Below are 15,935 nucleotides of genomic sequence, written 5' to 3' on the forward strand. Positions count from 1 at the left end.
TTTTATGAAATTTGGCATCAAATCCGTTGCGGCTGCCCTGCTGGCTACCCTGGTACTGGCCGGTTGCGGTCAAAAGGAAGAGAACAAGACCCTGAAGGTGGGCGCCATCGCCGGCCCCGAGACCGAACTGGTTGAAGTGGCCGCCAAAGTGGCCAAGGAGAAATACGGCCTGACCGTCGAGGTGGTCAACTTCTCCGACTACGTCACCCCGAACGTGGCGCTGAACGATGGCAGCGTTGACGTCAACGCCTTCCAGCACAAGCCCTATCTGGATGCCCAGATCCGTGATCGCGGCTTCAAGCTGGTGCCGGTCGGCAACACCTTCGTCTACCCGATCGCCGGTTACTCCAAGAAGATCAAGGCCCTCTCCGAGCTGAAAGATGGCGCCCAGATCGCGGTGCCGAACGATCCGACCAACCTGGGCCGCTCCCTGATCCTGCTGGAGAAGCAGGGTCTGCTGAAGCTCAAAGAGGGTGCCGGTCTGGAAGCGACCGTGCTGGACATCGCCAGCAACCCGCGCAACTTCAAGATTGTCGAGCTGGAAGCAGCCCAGCTGCCGCGCTCGCTGGAAGACGTGGATCTGGCCATCATCAACAACACCTTCGCCGGTCAGATCGGCCTGACCCCGACCGAGAACGGCCTGTTTGTTGAGGACAAGGAGTCCCCTTACGTCAACCTGATCGTCGCCCGCGACAACAACAAGGACGACGAGAAGGTCAAACAGTTCGTACAGGCCTTCCAGACCGACGACGTCTACAAGAAAGGGCTGGAACTGTTCAAAGGCGGCCTGGTGAAAGGTTGGTAATCACTCACTCGGCAAAAAAGGCCACGCAATGCGTGGCCTTTTTTATTGCTGCCGCTATCATATCGGCGAGCACGGCAACACGAACATATTCATCACATGAAAAAATGGTATCTGGCCTACTGCAAGCCAAAAGAAGAGGCCCGCGCCCGCGCCCATCTCGAAGCCCAGGGGATCGAGTCCTACTATCCCATGGTGGAAATTGAAAAACTGCGGCGGGGCAAGCGAGTCCCGGTGCGGGAGCCCATGTTCCCCAACTACCTGTTCATCTACGTGGATCTGGAAGAGGTCACCCCGGTCACCCTGAAGTCCACCCGCGGCATCAGCCGCATCATCCACTTCGGACGGGAGTGGACCGCCATCAACAGCCAGCTGGTCTATCAGCTGATGAGCCGGGACGACAGCGACGAGGCGCGCGCCAGCTACGCCAACCTGCCGACCCAGGGCGACAAGGTATTGATAGAATCAGGTCCGCTGGCCGGCTTCGAGGCCATCTATCTGGAGCCGGATGGCGACAAGCGCGCGATCCTGCTGGTGAGCCTGCTCAATCAGGAGACCAGCAGCAGCTTCGACAACCAGTCCTTCCGCCGGCTGGAGTGACCCGCCAGGCCAGAGCAAGCATCAGGCTGAAAAGAAACGGGGCAGGCCAAGCGGCCTGCCCCGTTCTTATGTACATTGGCCGCCTCAGGCATCCAGCTCGAAGCGGCTGATCACCGCCGTCAAGCGGCCGGTATCCTGTGCCAGCCTGGCCACTATCTCCTCCCCCTGCTGGCTGCGCTGGCTCGACTGCCGGCTGAGCCCGGCGATCTCCTCCACCGTGCCCGCCACCTCCTGCGCCACCCGAGACTGCTGCTCGGTCGCGGTGGCGATGGCTCCCAGCTGACCCGACAAGTCCTGCACCAGCTGCAGCATGGCATCCAGGGTAGCGGTCACCGAGTCGACGGCGCCGCGCCCCTCCTCCACCAGCCGGGTACCGCTGCCGACCGTGTTGACGGTCTGGCGGGTCTGCTGCTGGATGCTGGCAATGGTCTGGCTGATCTCCTCGGTGGACTGGCTGGTGCGGCTCGCCAGCAGGCGCACCTCATCGGCCACCACCGCAAACCCGCGCCCCTGCTCGCCGGCCCTCGCCGCCTCGATGGCGGCGTTGAGCGCCAGCAGATTGGTCTGCTCGGCAATGGTGGCGATCACCTCGGTGACGCGTCCCACCTGCTCGCTCTGGTTGCTGAGCTGGCCCATCGCCTCGTTCGCCTGGGCAATCATGGCGGCAATCTGCTGCATGGTGGCCGTCATGCGGGCCAGCTCGTGGCCGCCCTGGCGGGTCTGCTGCTCGGCCTGCTGGGCGGCCCGCGCCGCTTCGGCGATATTGCCCGCCACATCCCGGGTGCTGACCGACATCTGCTCGATGGCCGCCGCCACCGTATCGACCCGCTGATTCTGGCTCGCCAGATCGGTGACGATGGCGCAGGTGGTGCTGCTCACCTCGCCGCAGGCCCCGTCTACCTGCCCCACCGCCCCCTGGATCTCCCCCACCAGCTGGCGCAGCTGGCCGGACATCTGGTTGATGGAGCCCGTCAGCCCGCCCAGCTCATCCTGGCTCTGCACCGGCAGGGGACGGGCCGGCAACCGACCATTGGCCACCTGATCGGCTCGCAGCACCAGGCTGGCGATGTCCCGGGTCAGGCGGCGACTGAACAGCAGCGCCACCAGAGTACCCAGCACGATCACGGTCAGGGTGGCCAGCAGCAGGGTGCGATTGATGGCCTGACCGGCACTGGTCATCTTCTGGCCCATGCTCTGTACCTCGGCACGGGTCTCGGTCACCTGGCCGGCCAGCTGGGTCGCCAGCTGGCCGAGTGCGGGTTCAATCTCGGTCGCCATCAGGTAATTGGCCTGATCCCAGTCCGGGGACTGACGCTTCTCGATCACCTGGCCCACCAGCTCGGCAAAGGGGGCCGACATCTCCTCGAACAGCGACCAGATCCCCTTCTGCGCCTCGGTAAAGTTGGCCTCTTGCTGTTTCAGCTCGGCCACTCGCTGCTGGTGGAACTGGTAATAGTCCTGGTATTTGGTGCGATAGTCCGGATCCCCCGAGATGAGGAAGTCACGCAGGGCGGAGAGGGCATTGGAGAGGCCGTTGTAGGCATCCCCCACCTGCTTGAGCAGCAGGCGACGATCGCCGGGCAGCTGATCCTGCGGGGTCGCCACCTCTTCGTTGGCAAAGGACTGCAGTTGATCGAGGGCAGACTCTGCCAACGGCCCCGCCTCCTGCAACATCAGGGTATGGGCGGGCAGATTCTCGTCGGTCTGGGCTATGTCCCACACCTTCTGCTGGCTGGTCTTGAAGGCCTTGAGCGAGCGGGCAAGCTCGGCGGTGAACTGCTGATGCTCGATCACCTGCCAGGCCCCCTCCCACTCCTGTTTGAGGCGGTCGGCCTGCGCCGGATCCTTGCCCAGGATGAGATAGGCCCGCAGGGAGGATATGGTCGCCACCAGCGCCTTCTGGCTGGCCTCATCCCGTTGCAGGGCGGGCAGGGCCTGCTCCATCAGAGCGCTGCCGGCCTGTCCGATGCGGCCGAGCTGGTGGTAGACCAGGCTGGAAGAGAGGATCACCAGCAGATTGATAAAACAGAAGCTGAGCAGCAGCTTGCTTGAAATTTTCATGAACGTCCTTGTTTCTTTGCGGGCATCCTGCCCGACATTCACTCCCCGAGCAGCGCCGGTAGCCGTTCACGCCAGGAGTCGTGCCATCCCATCAACTCCTCACGCGGCATGGGCCGGGCAGAGAAGAAGCCCTGGCACACGTCACACCCCAGCCGCGCCAGCAGCCGCCAGGTGAGTTCGTCCTCCACCCCTTCGGCGACGGACTTGAGCCCCAGTTTGCGGGCCAGCTCGATGCTTGATTCTATTATGGCCAAGCGAGAGGGGTCCTCAAAGCAGTGATCCACGAAAGAGCGATCCAGCTTGAGTTCGGTGAAGGGCAGCAGGGCCAGCTGCTGCATGGAGGAGTAGCCGGTACCGAAGTCATCGATGGAGAGGCCGAAACCGTGCATGCGCAGGCGCGTCAGCACCTCCAGCGACTTGCCCAGATCCTGCACGAACGCGCTCTCGGTCACCTCCAGGGTGATGAGCTCGGGATTGATGCTCCAGCGCTGGCACTGGTTGATCAGGGTGTTGCACAGATCCCCCTCGATCAGCGAGGTGGTGGAGAGGTTCATCGAGAGGTTGAGGGATAGCCCGGTCTGCTCCCACAGGTGGCCGTCTCGCAGCGATTTGCTGATGATCACCTCGGTCAGCCGATCGATGAGACCGTTGTGCTCCGCCAGCGGAATGAAGCGGGCCGGCGAGATGAGGCCGTACTCCGGATGCTGCCAGCGGGCCAGCGCCTCCATGCCGACCCACTGGCCGGAGCCGAAGCTCACCTTGGGCTGATACCAGGGCAGCAGCTGGTCCTGCTCCAGCGCCAGGCTCAGCTCATCCAGGGTCAGACGGTGGCCATCTTCCTCCTGGGCTCGCTCCTGCTGCGGGCGCCAGGCCCCGATCAGCTGGCTGATCTGCTGCTGGCTGGAGGGCTTCTCGATGCGCCCCAGCACCTGCAAGCCATAGGCGGCGCTCATGCGCAGCACGGCCTCGACCACGTCATCCTCCAGCGCGCTGGAGAGAATGATGCCGCCGCGAAAGCCGCCGAGGGAGAGGCGGCGCAGCAGCGCCATGCCATCCATGCCCGGCATGCGCAGATCGCAAAACAGGATGTCGACCTGATGACGCTGGCACATGGCCAACGCCTCCACCCCGTCCTGCGCCTCCAGCAGGGAAGCGTAACCGAGCCCGCGGATCTGGTGCATCAACGCCTTGCGCTGGAAGGCGTGATCTTCCACCACCATGATCACCAACTCATGCTGTGTCTTGTTCATCGAGCCATAATCCAATTTCACCTGTAATAGCCTTCATCAGCGCCAGCACCGTCTGGCTCAGTTCGCTGAGCTCGTCCAGCTGCTTGAGGCGGGCCGCCGCTTCGAGCCGGGCCGCCTCCTCCGCCAATGCCTGCTGCCCCACCATGCGGGCAGCCCCCTTGATCCGATGCGCCGTCTCCACCAGGGCATAGGTATCCTGCCTGGCCAGTGCCTGCATCATGTCATCTCCGTCCTGGCGATTGGAATCCAGGTATTCCCGCGCCATGCTGCGCGCCACCGCCTCATCGCCAAACAGCGAGATCCAGCGCTCCCCCTGCTCGCTGGCAGGGGCAGGGGCCAGGCTGGGTTCCTGCCCCTGGCTGCTCACCGGCAGCCAGCGCATCAGCACCTGCCGCAGCGTATCCAGGGTATAGGGTTTGAACAACATGTCGTTCATGCCCGCCTCCTGCATCTGCAGGCCGGCCTCTTCGGAGGTGTCGGCCGTCACCCCGATGACAGGGGCCGATACCCCCTGCTCCCGCAGCGCCCGGGTCAGGCTGTAACCATCCATCGCCGGCATGTGGCAGTCGGTCAGCAGCAGGGCGAATCCCTGCCCCTGCCAGGTGCGCAAGGCCTTGTCGCCGTCATCCACCACCTCGGCATCCACGCCGAGAATGGCCAGCTGGCGGGCCAGCAGGGCGCGGTTGATGGGGTGATCGTCGGCCACCAGCACCCGCCCCTGCAGCTTGGGCGCATTGGCTTCCACCGGGCTGATCGCCGCCTCCCCCAATAACTGATGGCAAGTCTCCAGCAACAGGTCGGGATAGAGCGGCGATTGCCCCAGCCGCCACCAGGCACTCGACCCCATGCGACCGCGCAGGGCCTCCTGCGGGGAGAGCACTATGCCCTTGAGGGTCGATCGCTGCAAATGGCCCAGCCAGTCGCTGCCGAGCGCCTGCTCGAGCCAGCTCTCCTCCGCCAGCAACAGGCCGTTGAGGGGCTGCTGCCACTGCTGTGGATCCAGACGATGCAGCCTGGCCCCCAGCCGCTGCATGGCGCTCTGCAAGGCAACATCTTCGCCAAACAGCCACCACTCCTGGCCGGCCAGCGGCGGGGCATCCCACTGACACTCGCTCAGCGGGAACTCGAAGGTGAGCCGGGTGCCGTGCCCCGATTTGCTCTCGAGCGTCAGCGTGCCCCCCATCTTCTGGGCCAGCTGGTGGCAGATGGCCAGCCCCAGCCCGGTGCCGCCGAAACGTCGGGTTATGTCGGACTCCACCTGCTCGAACGGGGTGAACAGGCGATCCTGCTTCTCTTCGGCGATGCCGATGCCGGTGTCGCTGACCGTGATGGCCAGTCGCTCGGCCTGCAGACCCACCTGGATGCGGATCTCGCCCCGCTCGGTGAACTTGACCGCATTGTTGAGCAGGTTGGAGAGCACCTGACCCACCCGCACCGCATCGATGCGGGCCTGATCCGGCACCTCGGTGCCCCAGTCCAGCGTCACTCTGAGCCCCTTGCCATGGGCCAGGGTGGCATGGCCGCGGATCACGTCACAGATGACGGAGGCAAGCCGGCACTCCTGATAATGGAGCTGCAGCTGGCCCGCCTCTATCTTGGAGAAGTCGAGCACATCGTTGACCAGATAGAGCAGGTTGTTGGTGGAGGTGACCACGTTGCGCAGCAGGTAACGCTGATCCTCGTTCAGCTCGCTCATCTGCAGCAGCTCCAGCATGCCATGCATGCCGGAGATGGGGGTTCTGAGCTCGTGGCTCATGGTGGCGAGGAAGCGGCTGCGCACCTGCATCGCCTGCTCGGCATAAGCCCGCGCCTCCCTCAGCTCGTGCTCCTGGCGCTTGAGGGCCGTGATGTCCTGGATCACCCCGTTGAGGATCAGGTGCCCCTCCTCCTGCGGCACGAAACTGCCGCGCACCTGCAGATAGCGCGCCCCCTCAGGCCGCTCCACCTTTACCTCGAGATCGAGAGGGGCCAGGGTCTGAGCATGGTTGGCCACCTTGCTGACGAAGTCCTGCAACGCCTCCTCGGTAAAGCCGAACACCTCCCCCCCCGACTCGGCCGACAGCATCTCCTGCCGGCTGGCCCCCAGGATCTCGCTCGCCCCCTGCGAGGCATAGAGGAAGCGCCCCTTGCCAGGTCCGATCCAGAGGTACTGATAGACGATGCCTGGCATGCTGTCGGTGATCTGGGTGAGGCGGGTCTCCGCCTTGCGGGCCCGCGCCTCGGCCTCCTTGATGCGGGTCACGTCGGTCAGCACGGTCAAGACACCGAGCATGTCTCCATCCGGGGAGGTGTAGGGGCGCTTGGTATAGATGACGTGGAACATGGCGCCATCCTGGCGGCGGCTGTTGCCCGCCCCCTCCAGCTGTGCGCCGCTCTGCCACACCTCCTGCTCCTCTTTCAGTACCCGCGCCCGCTCTCTGGCCGGCATGCGGTCCAGATCGTCGCCCCCCTCCTTCATCGGGTCGCCGATGAAGGCATCCCGATAGGCCTGGTTGCACAGGGTGATGCGCTGCTCGCGATCCCGCAGCACCACCATGTTGGGCAGGGAGTTGAGCAGGGTCTGCACAAACGTCAGCTGCTCGTTCAATTTGTGCTCGGCCAGCTGGCGCTGCACTATCTGGCGACGCAGGGTCCGGTTCCAGCCCATGAACAGCAGCACGCAGAGCAGAAAGGCCCCCAGCCCTAAGGCGGACCAGAGCGCCACCGTGGTCGGATTGATGCCGGTCTGGATGGTCAGAGTCAGCCACTTGTGCTCCAGCTTGGTCATCTCTTCCGGCCGGATGGAGAGCAGCACCTTGGTCAGGATCTGCTGCAACATAGGATCCTGTTGATGCACCGCCATGGCGACCGGCACCCTCAGCTCGTTGCCGGAAAACACCACCTGGTAGCGGTTGTTGAACCCTTTCTGCAGTGCCTGCTCCAGGGTGGTCATGCTCATCAGCACATAGTCGACCTGGTGTCCGTCCAGCAGGGGCAGCAGCTTGGTATCGCTGCTCGTCGCCACAGGGTTGGCGCCTACCTCCTTGAGCACCAGCTCCTCCACCGAGCCGCCGACGATCCCCACCCGGCGTCCCTTGAGCTCGTTGAGACTGGCCAGCTCTTCACTCCCCTGCCTGGCGGCAATCACCCGGTGGATGAAGGCGTAGTCGGGGGTAAACAGGGCGTACTGGCGCCGCTCGGCAGTCGGGGTGATGGCCGGAATGAAATCCAGCTTGCGCGCCTGCAGCAGGTTCTGGGTTTCGGCCCAGCTGCTGGTGGGTACCAGGCTGAAGTGCAGGCCGGATCGCAGGCTCACCAGCTTGAGCAGGTCGGCGATGAAGCCCTTGAGCTGGCCATTGTCATCGATCTCGCTCACCGACGGCCAGTCCGGCGCCACCCCGAAGCGCAGGGTCGGGTGGCGGGCCAGCCAGTCCAGTTCGCTCTGGTTGAACACTATCTGGCGAGGGCCGTTAGCCAGCTCGTAGTCGACGATACCGCCGGTCTCCAGAATGCGGCGGCGCTCATCCAGCGACATGTCGTTGAGGGCCAGCTCCAGCAGATCGCGCAGCCCCTGATTGTCCCGCCTCACCGCCATGGCCAGCGAGGTATCCGTCACCCACTCCGGGGTGATCACCCTGAGCCCGGTCTGCGGCTGCAGGCGTTGCAGTCGCATCAGCGAGGGCAGATCGGAGAGATAGGCATCCGCCAGCCCCTTCTTGACCATGAAGACGGCTTCGTCGCTGCTGTCCGCCTCGATCAGCTGGGTCATTCCGAGCTGGGTCAACTCCTCGCAGGAGCTGAAGCCGTGCTCGCACACCCAGCGCAACCGGCGAGCCTCAGCCAGGGTCGGCTCCCCCTCCTCCCGTGTCAGCAGAACGGCGCGCGGCAGGGTCATCAGATCCGAGGTAAAACGCATCTGCTGCTGGCGCGACTGGCTCGGCGTCACGCCGATCAGCATGTCCACCTCCCCATCGAGCAGCGCCTGCTGGGCATCGGCATAGTAGGGATAGGTCTTGTAGCGCACGGTCAGCCCCAGCCGGCCGGCAATCTGGTTGGCAAAGTCGTCGAGCGGACCGTTGAAGCCGCCCCGGCCATTGATATAGATGTAGGGGGGCCAGGCCATCGAGGGCATGCCCACCACCAGGTCATTGCGCGAGGCGAGCCACAGCCGCTCCGTCAGTCCCAGCTGATCCTTGTCCAGAGAGGTTTCTGCCGCAGCCACATGGCTCCAGCAAGCAAACCAGCACAACAGAATGGCGCGATAACAGAGGCGCAGCATGGATGACTCCTGAACAGATCGGAGAGCGATCATAGGGATTTTGGCAAAATGTGCGAATAAAAATTCGTAACAGAACTCGTGCGGATACGAAAAATGGCAGGCTAATGCCTGCCATTTCTATGCAAGAAGGGGGCCAGGCCCCACCTTATCAGGTTATTCGGTTCCCAAGCCGGAAGCCGGTTTGATACTCCTGCTCACGGATGTGGGCGATCTGCACATTTTGCCCTTCCAGACCGATGTCTTTGAGCAGGGCGGGCGACAGGTGCAGATAACGGGTGCGGCGTTCCAGCCGGGTGATCCGTTTCTGGACCAGGGTTTCGACGGTGCGCAGCAGGGTCAGTTCGATAGACATAATATTCTCCAGTTGAACGTGCGGTTCCCCCGGAGAGAAGAGATCACCCTGCGGGAAAACCGCGGGTGATGAAAAAGCAGGTGTTACCTGTTTCCTCCACGCGGCAGAAAAAGAGCACGAGTCTTCGCGCTGCTGAAGCAGCGGTCGAACGCAACGTTTAGCATTGAATGTTGCATATCCGTCTCCTTACCGTGTGAAAGTTGAACAAGTTGCCACAGTCTAAAAAAAGACCGAATTTTATACAAGAACCTCACCCCCCATATGGGGAGGTGAGCCATCTATCAATACTCATCCGGAACAGAGAGCCTGACGCCGTCCCGCTCAGATCCCGGACAGCAGCCGAAACTCCTCCAGCGCATAGGTGTCCGTCATGCCACTCACGTAGTCCAGCAGCAGCCGCACCCGGTAATACCACTCCTGCTCCGCCTCCTCGGCAAAACGGGGATCCCGGCTGGCCACCGCCAGTCGATAGGCCTTGAGATGGCGGGCCGACAAGCGATGGTAAAGCCGGCGGGCAAAGAACAGCTCGCTGCCCCCCTGCCCCGCCAGCAGGCGCTCAAACTGGCTGGCCGGCAGGGCCAGCAGGCAGGCGTAGGTGGAGAGCACGCCGCGCAGGGCGGCGTAGCCCTCCAGCTCCAGCGCCTCCACCTCGGGCCGCATGAACACCAGCTCGCGAGCGACCCGCTTGAGGATGTCGAGCACCCGCGCCGCCGGCGCCTGGCCGTGCAGCAGGGCCTGAGGATAGGCGCCGCTCAGGATCTGGGCGTGCTCGCTCACATAGGTGCTGGCGGCCAGCGCCACCAGATCCCGGGTCAGCTGTTGGCGGAAATGGGGAAAGAAGCCGCGATCCGAGTCGACGGCCGCACTCAGCAACGCCGCCATGTAGTCACCGCCATCCGCCTCCCGCAGCGCCTGCAGCAGCTCGCCGAGGCCGAGGATGCGCCGATCCACCGCATCCTCCAGATCCGCGATGCAGTAGGAGATGTCGTCCGCCGCCTCCATGATGTAGACCAGCGGGTGACGACAGCCGGCGGCCAGCCCCAGGCTCTGGCCGAGGGCGCTGTAGAGGGGTTGTTCGCTGAAGAAGATGCCGCGCTTGCTGCTCCAGCCATGATGCTGGCCATAGTAGGGGGTTGCCTGCCGGCCCGCCGGCGGTTGCTGTGGATATTTGCACAGTGCCGCCAGCAGCCCCAGGGTCAGATTCAACTCGTGCAGGCTGTGTACCAGCCGCAGGCTCTGGGCATTGCCGTCAAACACCAGCAGATCCTGGCGAAGCTCGGCCCACTGCGGGCTGGGCGCCTTGCCCAGCGCAGCGGCAAACAGGCCGTCCAGCTCCTGCGCCAGCCACTGGCTCATCACCTGCTCGCCAAAGTGGCCGAACGGCGGGTTGCCGACGTCGTGCAACAGGCAGGACATCTCCACCAGATTGACGAAGGCCCCCTCACACACAGCGCCTGCCGGCAGGGCCGCCAGAACGCGGCGGCTGATCTGGCGACCGGTCTCCTGTACTTCCAGGGAGTGGGTCAGTCGGCTGCGCACCGAGGCCTTCACGTCGAGCGGGAAGACCTGGGTCTTCTGCTGCAGCCGGCGCACCGGCGCCGCCTGCACGATGCGGGCGCGATCCTGCTCGGTCGCCTCCAGCAATTCTTCGTCACCCCAGGGGTGGATCCGCTCGGGGGTAATCAAACGGCTATACATGTTGCAGCTCCTTGCCAGCGCAGCGCGTTTATGAGAGCAACCAGCGCCGCAAGCGGGCGATATCGCCCGGGTACTCCCGGCGCAGCGTCTCAATCCAGTCTTCCACGTTCTCCCACCAGGCCGGATGATCCGGGCTCTGGATCAGCTGGGCCGTCTGCTGCAGCCGGCGCAGGCCGATGGAGCCCGCCGCCCCCTTGATCTTGTGCGCCTCCTCCACCACGCCGGCCTGATCCCGGGCAATCATGTTGGAGTCGAGCACCGCCATGTAGTCGGGCATCATCTTCTCGAACAGCTCGACGCTGGAGAGCAGCACCGGCTTGCCCACGGTATCGGCATAATCGGTGAGGAAGGGCAGGTCCAGCAGCGCATCCTGGCTGACGGTGTCGGCCTGCTCGTCCGCCTCGTCCCCGGCCAGATCGGCAAACAGGTGACCAATCACCTCCCGCACCGCCTTCGAGCCGAGCGGCTTGTTGATCACATCCTGCATGCCGTGATCCCGGTAGTACTGGCGATCGCCGGTGGCGTTGGCGGTGAGTGCCACCATGGGCGGCAAACTTTCGCCGTAGCGCTCGAGCAGCTGTTCCGCCACATCAAACCCCGTCATGTCCGGCAGCTGGATGTCGAGCAGGATCAAGTCAAAATCATCCGGGTTGGCCATGGCCAGCGCCTGGGCGCCATCGCGCGCTACCTTGACCTGGTGGCCAAGCTTGCTCAGCAGGGCGCAGGCCACGGTCACGTTGAGCTCGACGTCCTCCACCAGCAGGATGTCGAGGGACGGCATCTCGGGCTCGAGGGCGGCAACCTCTCCTTCGATACACTCCACCTCCAGCTCGGCGGTGAAGCAGGAACCCTCGCCCGGATCGCTGTCCACGTAGAGCTGGCCACCCATCGCCTGCACCAGCTGGCGGGAGACCGCGAGGCCGATGCCGGTGCCGGTGGCGTGCTTCTTGCCCTGTACCTGATAGTACATGGCGAAGATCTTCTCCTGCTGGGCCCGTGGAATGCCGATGCCGGTATCCTCCACCTCGAAGTGCAGCGCCAGCTTGCCCGGCGCGTCGGCGGCATGGGCGAGGCAGCGTACCGTCACCCCGCCTTCGTCGGTGAACTTCACCGCATTGCCCACCAGGTTCCACAGCACCTGGCGCAGCCGGGTGCCGTCCGCCATCACGAACTGCGGTACCTCGCCATCCCGATCGAAGTGCAGATAGAGCCCCTTCTGCTCCGCCTGGATGCGCGACAGCGTCTCCAGCTCGTCGAGGAAGGCGGGCAGATCGATGCGGGTCGGCGCAATCTCCAACCGGCGCCGATCCAGTTTGTCCAGATCGATGATGTCGTTGAAGATGTTGCCGAGCGTCACCGCGCTCAGGTGAATGGTCTTGAGCTGCTGATGCCGTTTGGGATCGAGCGGCGTATCCATCAGCATCCGGCTCAGGCCGACGATGCCGTTGAGCGGAGTGCGCAGCTCGTGGCTGATGGTGGAGATGAAGGTGGTCTTGTCGCGGCTCGCCTTCTCCAGCTTGTCCTGGTACTGCTTGCGCTCGGTGATGTCGCGGCCAAAGCCAAGCAGGCCGAGTCGCTTGCCGAAGCGGTCGAAGAAGGGCACCTTGCGCAGCTCGAAGTAGGCCTTGCGGCCATCTGGGTACTCCAGCCACTGCTCATAGGTGAGCGGCTCATTGCTCGCGAAGACCTGCTTGTCGGTCTCCACCACCTTGCTGGCAATGTCGTGTTTGTAGACGTCAAACGGAGTCAGCCCGATGAGTTCGGCCTCCACCTTGCCGGTCAGCTCCTCCATGGCGCGGTTGCAGCCGGAGAACTGCTCGTCTTCGTTGCGGTAGTAGACCAGATCGGGGGAGCAGTCGATGAAGGAGCGCAGCAGGGCGGTGCGCTCGCCCAGATGCAGCTGGGCCTTCTCGCGCTGGAACACCTCGTTCTCCAGATCCTCGATGGCCTGCTGACGCAGGGTCTCGGCCCGGTTGGTCTCGGCGATCTGGGCGTTGAGGCGGCTGATGTTCTCCTGCAGCTGGCTGTTGAGCTCGAGATCCCGCTCGCGCATGTCCTGCAGCTTGCGCACCATGCGGGTCAGCCGCTGGCGGGAATCCTCCAGCTGATCCACCACGATGGAGAGAAAATAGACGGCCCAGGGGGTGACCAGCAGGCCGAAGAAGACCGAGCGCACCAGGTCGACGATGTCCACAGTGCCGCGCAGAAACAGGGTGACCCCCATCTGGATGGAGACGGCCAGCACTATGATGCCGGTGGCCAGGAACATGCTGAATCGCACCAGCCCCAGCTTGGTCATCAGGTCGACGTAATATTGCGCCCAGGATTTTATTTGTTTCATCTTATTGTTTTCTCCCCGATATTCGCCGAACAGAATACCAGCACGACGCGCCGAACTCTTCTGCCGTCGCACGATAAATTATCGATTAACCTCCTCCGCCCGCTGGGGTAGCATGCCGGAGTCAATTCGGTCAGCCCGGATTAAGCCTGGCTGGCTATAATGCCAGGCCGTTCAATTCAACCAACTGATAATTCAGGAGTCTCATCGATGCGCAATCTCACCCTGCTGAGTCTTGGCCTGCTGGCAGCCAATGCCGCCCACGCCGACCTGGGCGAGATCCCCAAGCAGTCAGGCTGGTCCGGCTTTCTGCTGGGCGGGGTCAACGCCGTCAGCTACCAGTCCAACTTCTACGCGGGCGATGACAACCACAGCCGTATCAATGATCTCGGCTCGCCCGACAGCGAGAGCGGCCTGACGCCGCTGCTCAACGCCGACATCCGCTATACCTTCGCCGATACCCGCACCCAGATCTTCCTCGGCAACCTGATCCAGGATGCGGTGCGTTTCGACTTCACCCAGCAGCTCGGCCTGCGCCAGGAGATGGGCGACAAGGGTATCGTCGCCACCTCGCTGGTGTTCAACGTCATGCCGGTCGAGTTGTGGAGCGATCCCTTCGCCACCGGCGTGGACCGAAGCTCGACCGACCTGAAGTCCAAGGGGGCTCGCTTCGCCTGGGACAAGATCTGGGGCAGCAACTTCTACGGCAACCTGACCACCCGGGAGGTGGACATGGACGAGGAGCGCAGTGGCCAGCAGTATGATCAGAGCCACGGCACCCACTACGCCGGCATGCTGGATCGCAACGGCAAGGTGCACGACATGGAGCTCTCCTACCAGTTCCATTTCGGCGGCAACCAGCTGCTGGAGCCGGCCATCCTCTACAAGGAGGCTCGCCTGGACGGCAGCGCCGAGAGCTTCAAGAACACCGGCCTGAAGCTGACCTACGCCAAGCGCGGCCCCCAGTGGTCCTTCGTCAGCAACCTCTACACCGGCAAGCGCAAGTACGATGAGGCGAACCCCATCTTCGGCCAACATGCCGACGCGGACGAATGCGCCGTCAACGGTACCTTCTTCTGGCACAACCTGTTCGGCGTCAAGGCCCTGGCCGCCACCTTCACCGCGGCCTACTCCAATGCCGACTCGGACATCGACTTCTACGACAGCCAGTCCACCCGTTTCAGCACGGGTCTGCTCTACAACTTCTAACGGCGAGCAGCACCAACAAACGAGGCCACCTCATGGGTGGCCTCGTGCATTGGCGGACGGCGGGAAAATCAGATCCCGAGGGAGTCCAGCAGATCGTCGTGGTCGTTGGCCACCGGGGCGGCGGCCGGAGCCGGCTGGGCAGCCTCGCGCTTGGTCTGGGCGATCAGGGCATCCGGATCCAGCTCTTCCTGATCCATGCCGTCGTTGTGGATGCGGATGAACTCGGTCTTGTCCATCGCCAGCTCCAGATAGAAGATGTTGTTGCGGGCGGTGAAGAAGGTGACCCGGCGCGACTCCGGGCTGTCGAGATTGGTATCGACGCTCAGCATCACCTGCTTGTTGAGGGCCAGCATCTTGGGCTGGTTCTGGGTGATGTGGGTCTGCAGATCCCGGCCGACCTTGACGGTGAAGCTGCCGACGATCTGGTTCATCAGCTCGCCCATGACGTTGCTCACCTCGTCCGAGGTGTGGGAGATGGCGAGATCTTCCTTGGATAACCCCATGCTGAGCATATAGCTCTCGTAGAGCTCCATGGCGGCGGAGGCGGAGAAGTTAATCACCACCAGGCCGGAGAAGCCGCCGTCAAACAGCACGAAGCAGCCGATATCCGGCTTGAGGCAAGTCTTGCTGATCCGCTGCACCATGCCGGAGAAACGCACCTGACTCTGGGTTGCCGCACTCAATACATCCGTCACCGAATGGCACAGGCTCAACAGCACGTCCTCTGTGGTCAATACGGTATCATCGTCGGCTCTTGTCACTATCATGGGACCTTCCTGAACATCGAAAATGGGCTTATCTATACCATAACTCTAACAGATAGCGCGGCCCGGGCGTCGAAATAGCGAGCCGCCTCTCACTTGATTCAACTGTCAGTTTCAAGGGGAGTGAATCCAGCCAGATTGGCCAGCTTGCGTCGCCAGCCGGCGGCTTCCCGCTGCAGGGTCGATTCATCATAGGGCAAAGAGGGATGAGCCCCCCAGATGGGGCCAGGCCAGGCCTTGTCGGTACTGAAACGGGCCACGTGGTGCAGATGCAGCTGGGGCACCAGGTTGCCGAGCGCCGCCACGTTGATCTTGTCCGGGCGCAGCGCCTGCTCCATCAGGATCGCCACCGCGCAGGACTCCTGCATCAGCTGCTGTTGCTGGGCCGGCGCCAGGTGGTGGATTTCCCGCAGATTGGCCACTCTCGGCACCAGGATGAGCCAGGGATACTGGCTGTCCTTGGCCAGCAGGACGCGGCAGAGAGGCAGATCGCCGAGCAGGCGGGTATCCGCCTGCAGGCGACTGTGCAATTCAAACATGAAGACCTCGTTGCAATAAGATGGGCGCTAGACACGATGAGAGCCCCCACGTTACTGCAACGGA

Annotated in this window: 11 protein-coding genes; 3 read left to right on the top strand and 8 right to left on the bottom strand. The window is 63.4% G+C overall.

Going from position 1 to position 15,935, the window contains the following annotated elements; translation table 11 throughout:
• The first annotated feature begins 4 nt into the window (after nucleotides 1–4).
• Both metQ and rfaH read left to right on the top strand, forming a co-directional pair.
• Entirely contained in the window at nucleotides 5–805 is an 801-nt protein-coding gene (gene metQ, locus CK627_RS21655) for a methionine ABC transporter substrate-binding lipoprotein MetQ (RefSeq protein WP_005304269.1), read from the top strand.
• Between the two features lie 96 nt (nucleotides 806–901).
• On the top strand, nucleotides 902–1,402 hold the full coding sequence (rfaH, locus tag CK627_RS21660; RefSeq protein ID WP_005304273.1) for a transcription/translation regulatory transformer protein RfaH: 501 nt from the start codon (nucleotides 902–904) through the stop codon (nucleotides 1,400–1,402).
• An 84-nt stretch (nucleotides 1,403–1,486) separates the two neighbouring features.
• Here the strand turns inward: rfaH and CK627_RS21665 are convergent, their stop codons facing one another.
• From CK627_RS21665 to arcB, 6 genes are all read right to left on the bottom strand, one after another.
• Nucleotides 1,487–3,463, bottom strand: coding sequence for a HAMP domain-containing methyl-accepting chemotaxis protein (locus CK627_RS21665; protein ID WP_095593360.1), 1,977 nt, complete (start codon nucleotides 3,461–3,463; stop codon nucleotides 1,487–1,489).
• A 38-nt stretch (nucleotides 3,464–3,501) separates the two neighbouring features.
• Nucleotides 3,502–4,713, bottom strand: coding sequence for an EAL domain-containing response regulator (locus CK627_RS21670; protein WP_017763841.1), 1,212 nt, complete (start codon nucleotides 4,711–4,713; stop codon nucleotides 3,502–3,504).
• A complete protein-coding gene (locus CK627_RS21675) occupies nucleotides 4,694–8,971 on the bottom strand; it encodes a transporter substrate-binding domain-containing protein (RefSeq protein WP_095593361.1) in 4,278 nt (1,425 codons plus the stop codon). Before CK627_RS21675 ends, CK627_RS21670 begins: the two co-directional genes overlap by 20 nt.
• A 148-nt stretch (nucleotides 8,972–9,119) precedes the next feature.
• A complete protein-coding gene (locus tag CK627_RS21680; RefSeq protein WP_005304283.1) occupies nucleotides 9,120–9,323 on the bottom strand; it encodes a hypothetical protein in 204 nt (67 codons plus the stop codon).
• Between the two features lie 321 nt (nucleotides 9,324–9,644).
• Nucleotides 9,645–11,021, bottom strand: a complete 1,377-nt coding sequence (gene dgt / locus CK627_RS21685; protein ID WP_095593362.1) for a dGTPase — start codon at nucleotides 11,019–11,021, stop codon at nucleotides 9,645–9,647.
• A gap of 28 nt (nucleotides 11,022–11,049) precedes the next feature.
• Nucleotides 11,050–13,362: an aerobic respiration two-component sensor histidine kinase ArcB gene (arcB, locus tag CK627_RS21690; protein ID WP_095593363.1), complete on the bottom strand. Its 2,313-nt coding sequence runs from the start codon at nucleotides 13,360–13,362 to the stop codon at nucleotides 11,050–11,052.
• 207 nt (nucleotides 13,363–13,569) lie between these two features.
• Here arcB and CK627_RS21695 point away from each other — a divergent pair, with 207 nt between their 5' ends.
• The gene (locus tag CK627_RS21695; RefSeq protein WP_095593364.1) at nucleotides 13,570–14,568 is read left to right on the top strand and encodes a DUF2860 family protein; all 999 of its coding nucleotides are present in this window, start codon (nucleotides 13,570–13,572) and stop codon (nucleotides 14,566–14,568) included.
• A gap of 68 nt (nucleotides 14,569–14,636) precedes the next feature.
• On the opposite strand, the gene CK627_RS21700 is transcribed toward CK627_RS21695, so the two are convergent.
• Together CK627_RS21700 and CK627_RS21705 are read right to left on the bottom strand one after the other, a co-directional pair.
• Complete coding sequence (locus CK627_RS21700; RefSeq protein WP_010634960.1) at nucleotides 14,637–15,335, bottom strand: DUF3334 family protein; 699 nt, start codon at nucleotides 15,333–15,335, stop codon at nucleotides 14,637–14,639.
• Nucleotides 15,336–15,433: 98 nt separating this feature from the next.
• On the bottom strand, nucleotides 15,434–15,871 hold the full coding sequence (locus CK627_RS21705) for an HIT domain-containing protein (RefSeq protein WP_095593365.1): 438 nt from the start codon (nucleotides 15,869–15,871) through the stop codon (nucleotides 15,434–15,436).
• Nucleotides 15,872–15,935 lie beyond the last annotated feature (64 nt).

Source organism: Aeromonas dhakensis, from assembly GCF_002285935.1.
GTDB lineage: Bacteria > Pseudomonadota > Gammaproteobacteria > Enterobacterales > Aeromonadaceae > Aeromonas > Aeromonas dhakensis.

Excerpts from the sequence above, each read along its gene's own strand:
- metQ (WP_005304269.1), top strand. The coding sequence starts at position 5 with ATGAAATTTGGCATCAAATCCGTTGCGGCTGCCCTGCTGGCTACCCTG.
- rfaH (WP_005304273.1), top strand. The coding sequence starts at position 902 with ATGAAAAAATGGTATCTGGCCTACTGCAAGCCAAAAGAAGAGGCCCGC.
- CK627_RS21665 (WP_095593360.1), bottom strand. The coding sequence starts at position 3,463 with ATGAAAATTTCAAGCAAGCTGCTGCTCAGCTTCTGTTTTATCAATCTG.
- CK627_RS21670 (WP_017763841.1), bottom strand. The coding sequence starts at position 4,713 with ATGAACAAGACACAGCATGAGTTGGTGATCATGGTGGTGGAAGATCAC.
- CK627_RS21675 (WP_095593361.1), bottom strand. The coding sequence starts at position 8,971 with ATGCTGCGCCTCTGTTATCGCGCCATTCTGTTGTGCTGGTTTGCTTGC.
- CK627_RS21680 (WP_005304283.1), bottom strand. The coding sequence starts at position 9,323 with ATGTCTATCGAACTGACCCTGCTGCGCACCGTCGAAACCCTGGTCCAG.
- dgt (WP_095593362.1), bottom strand. The coding sequence starts at position 11,021 with ATGTATAGCCGTTTGATTACCCCCGAGCGGATCCACCCCTGGGGTGAC.
- arcB (WP_095593363.1), bottom strand. The coding sequence starts at position 13,362 with ATGAAACAAATAAAATCCTGGGCGCAATATTACGTCGACCTGATGACC.
- CK627_RS21695 (WP_095593364.1), top strand. The coding sequence starts at position 13,570 with ATGCGCAATCTCACCCTGCTGAGTCTTGGCCTGCTGGCAGCCAATGCC.
- CK627_RS21700 (WP_010634960.1), bottom strand. The coding sequence starts at position 15,335 with ATGATAGTGACAAGAGCCGACGATGATACCGTATTGACCACAGAGGAC.
- CK627_RS21705 (WP_095593365.1), bottom strand. The coding sequence starts at position 15,871 with ATGTTTGAATTGCACAGTCGCCTGCAGGCGGATACCCGCCTGCTCGGC.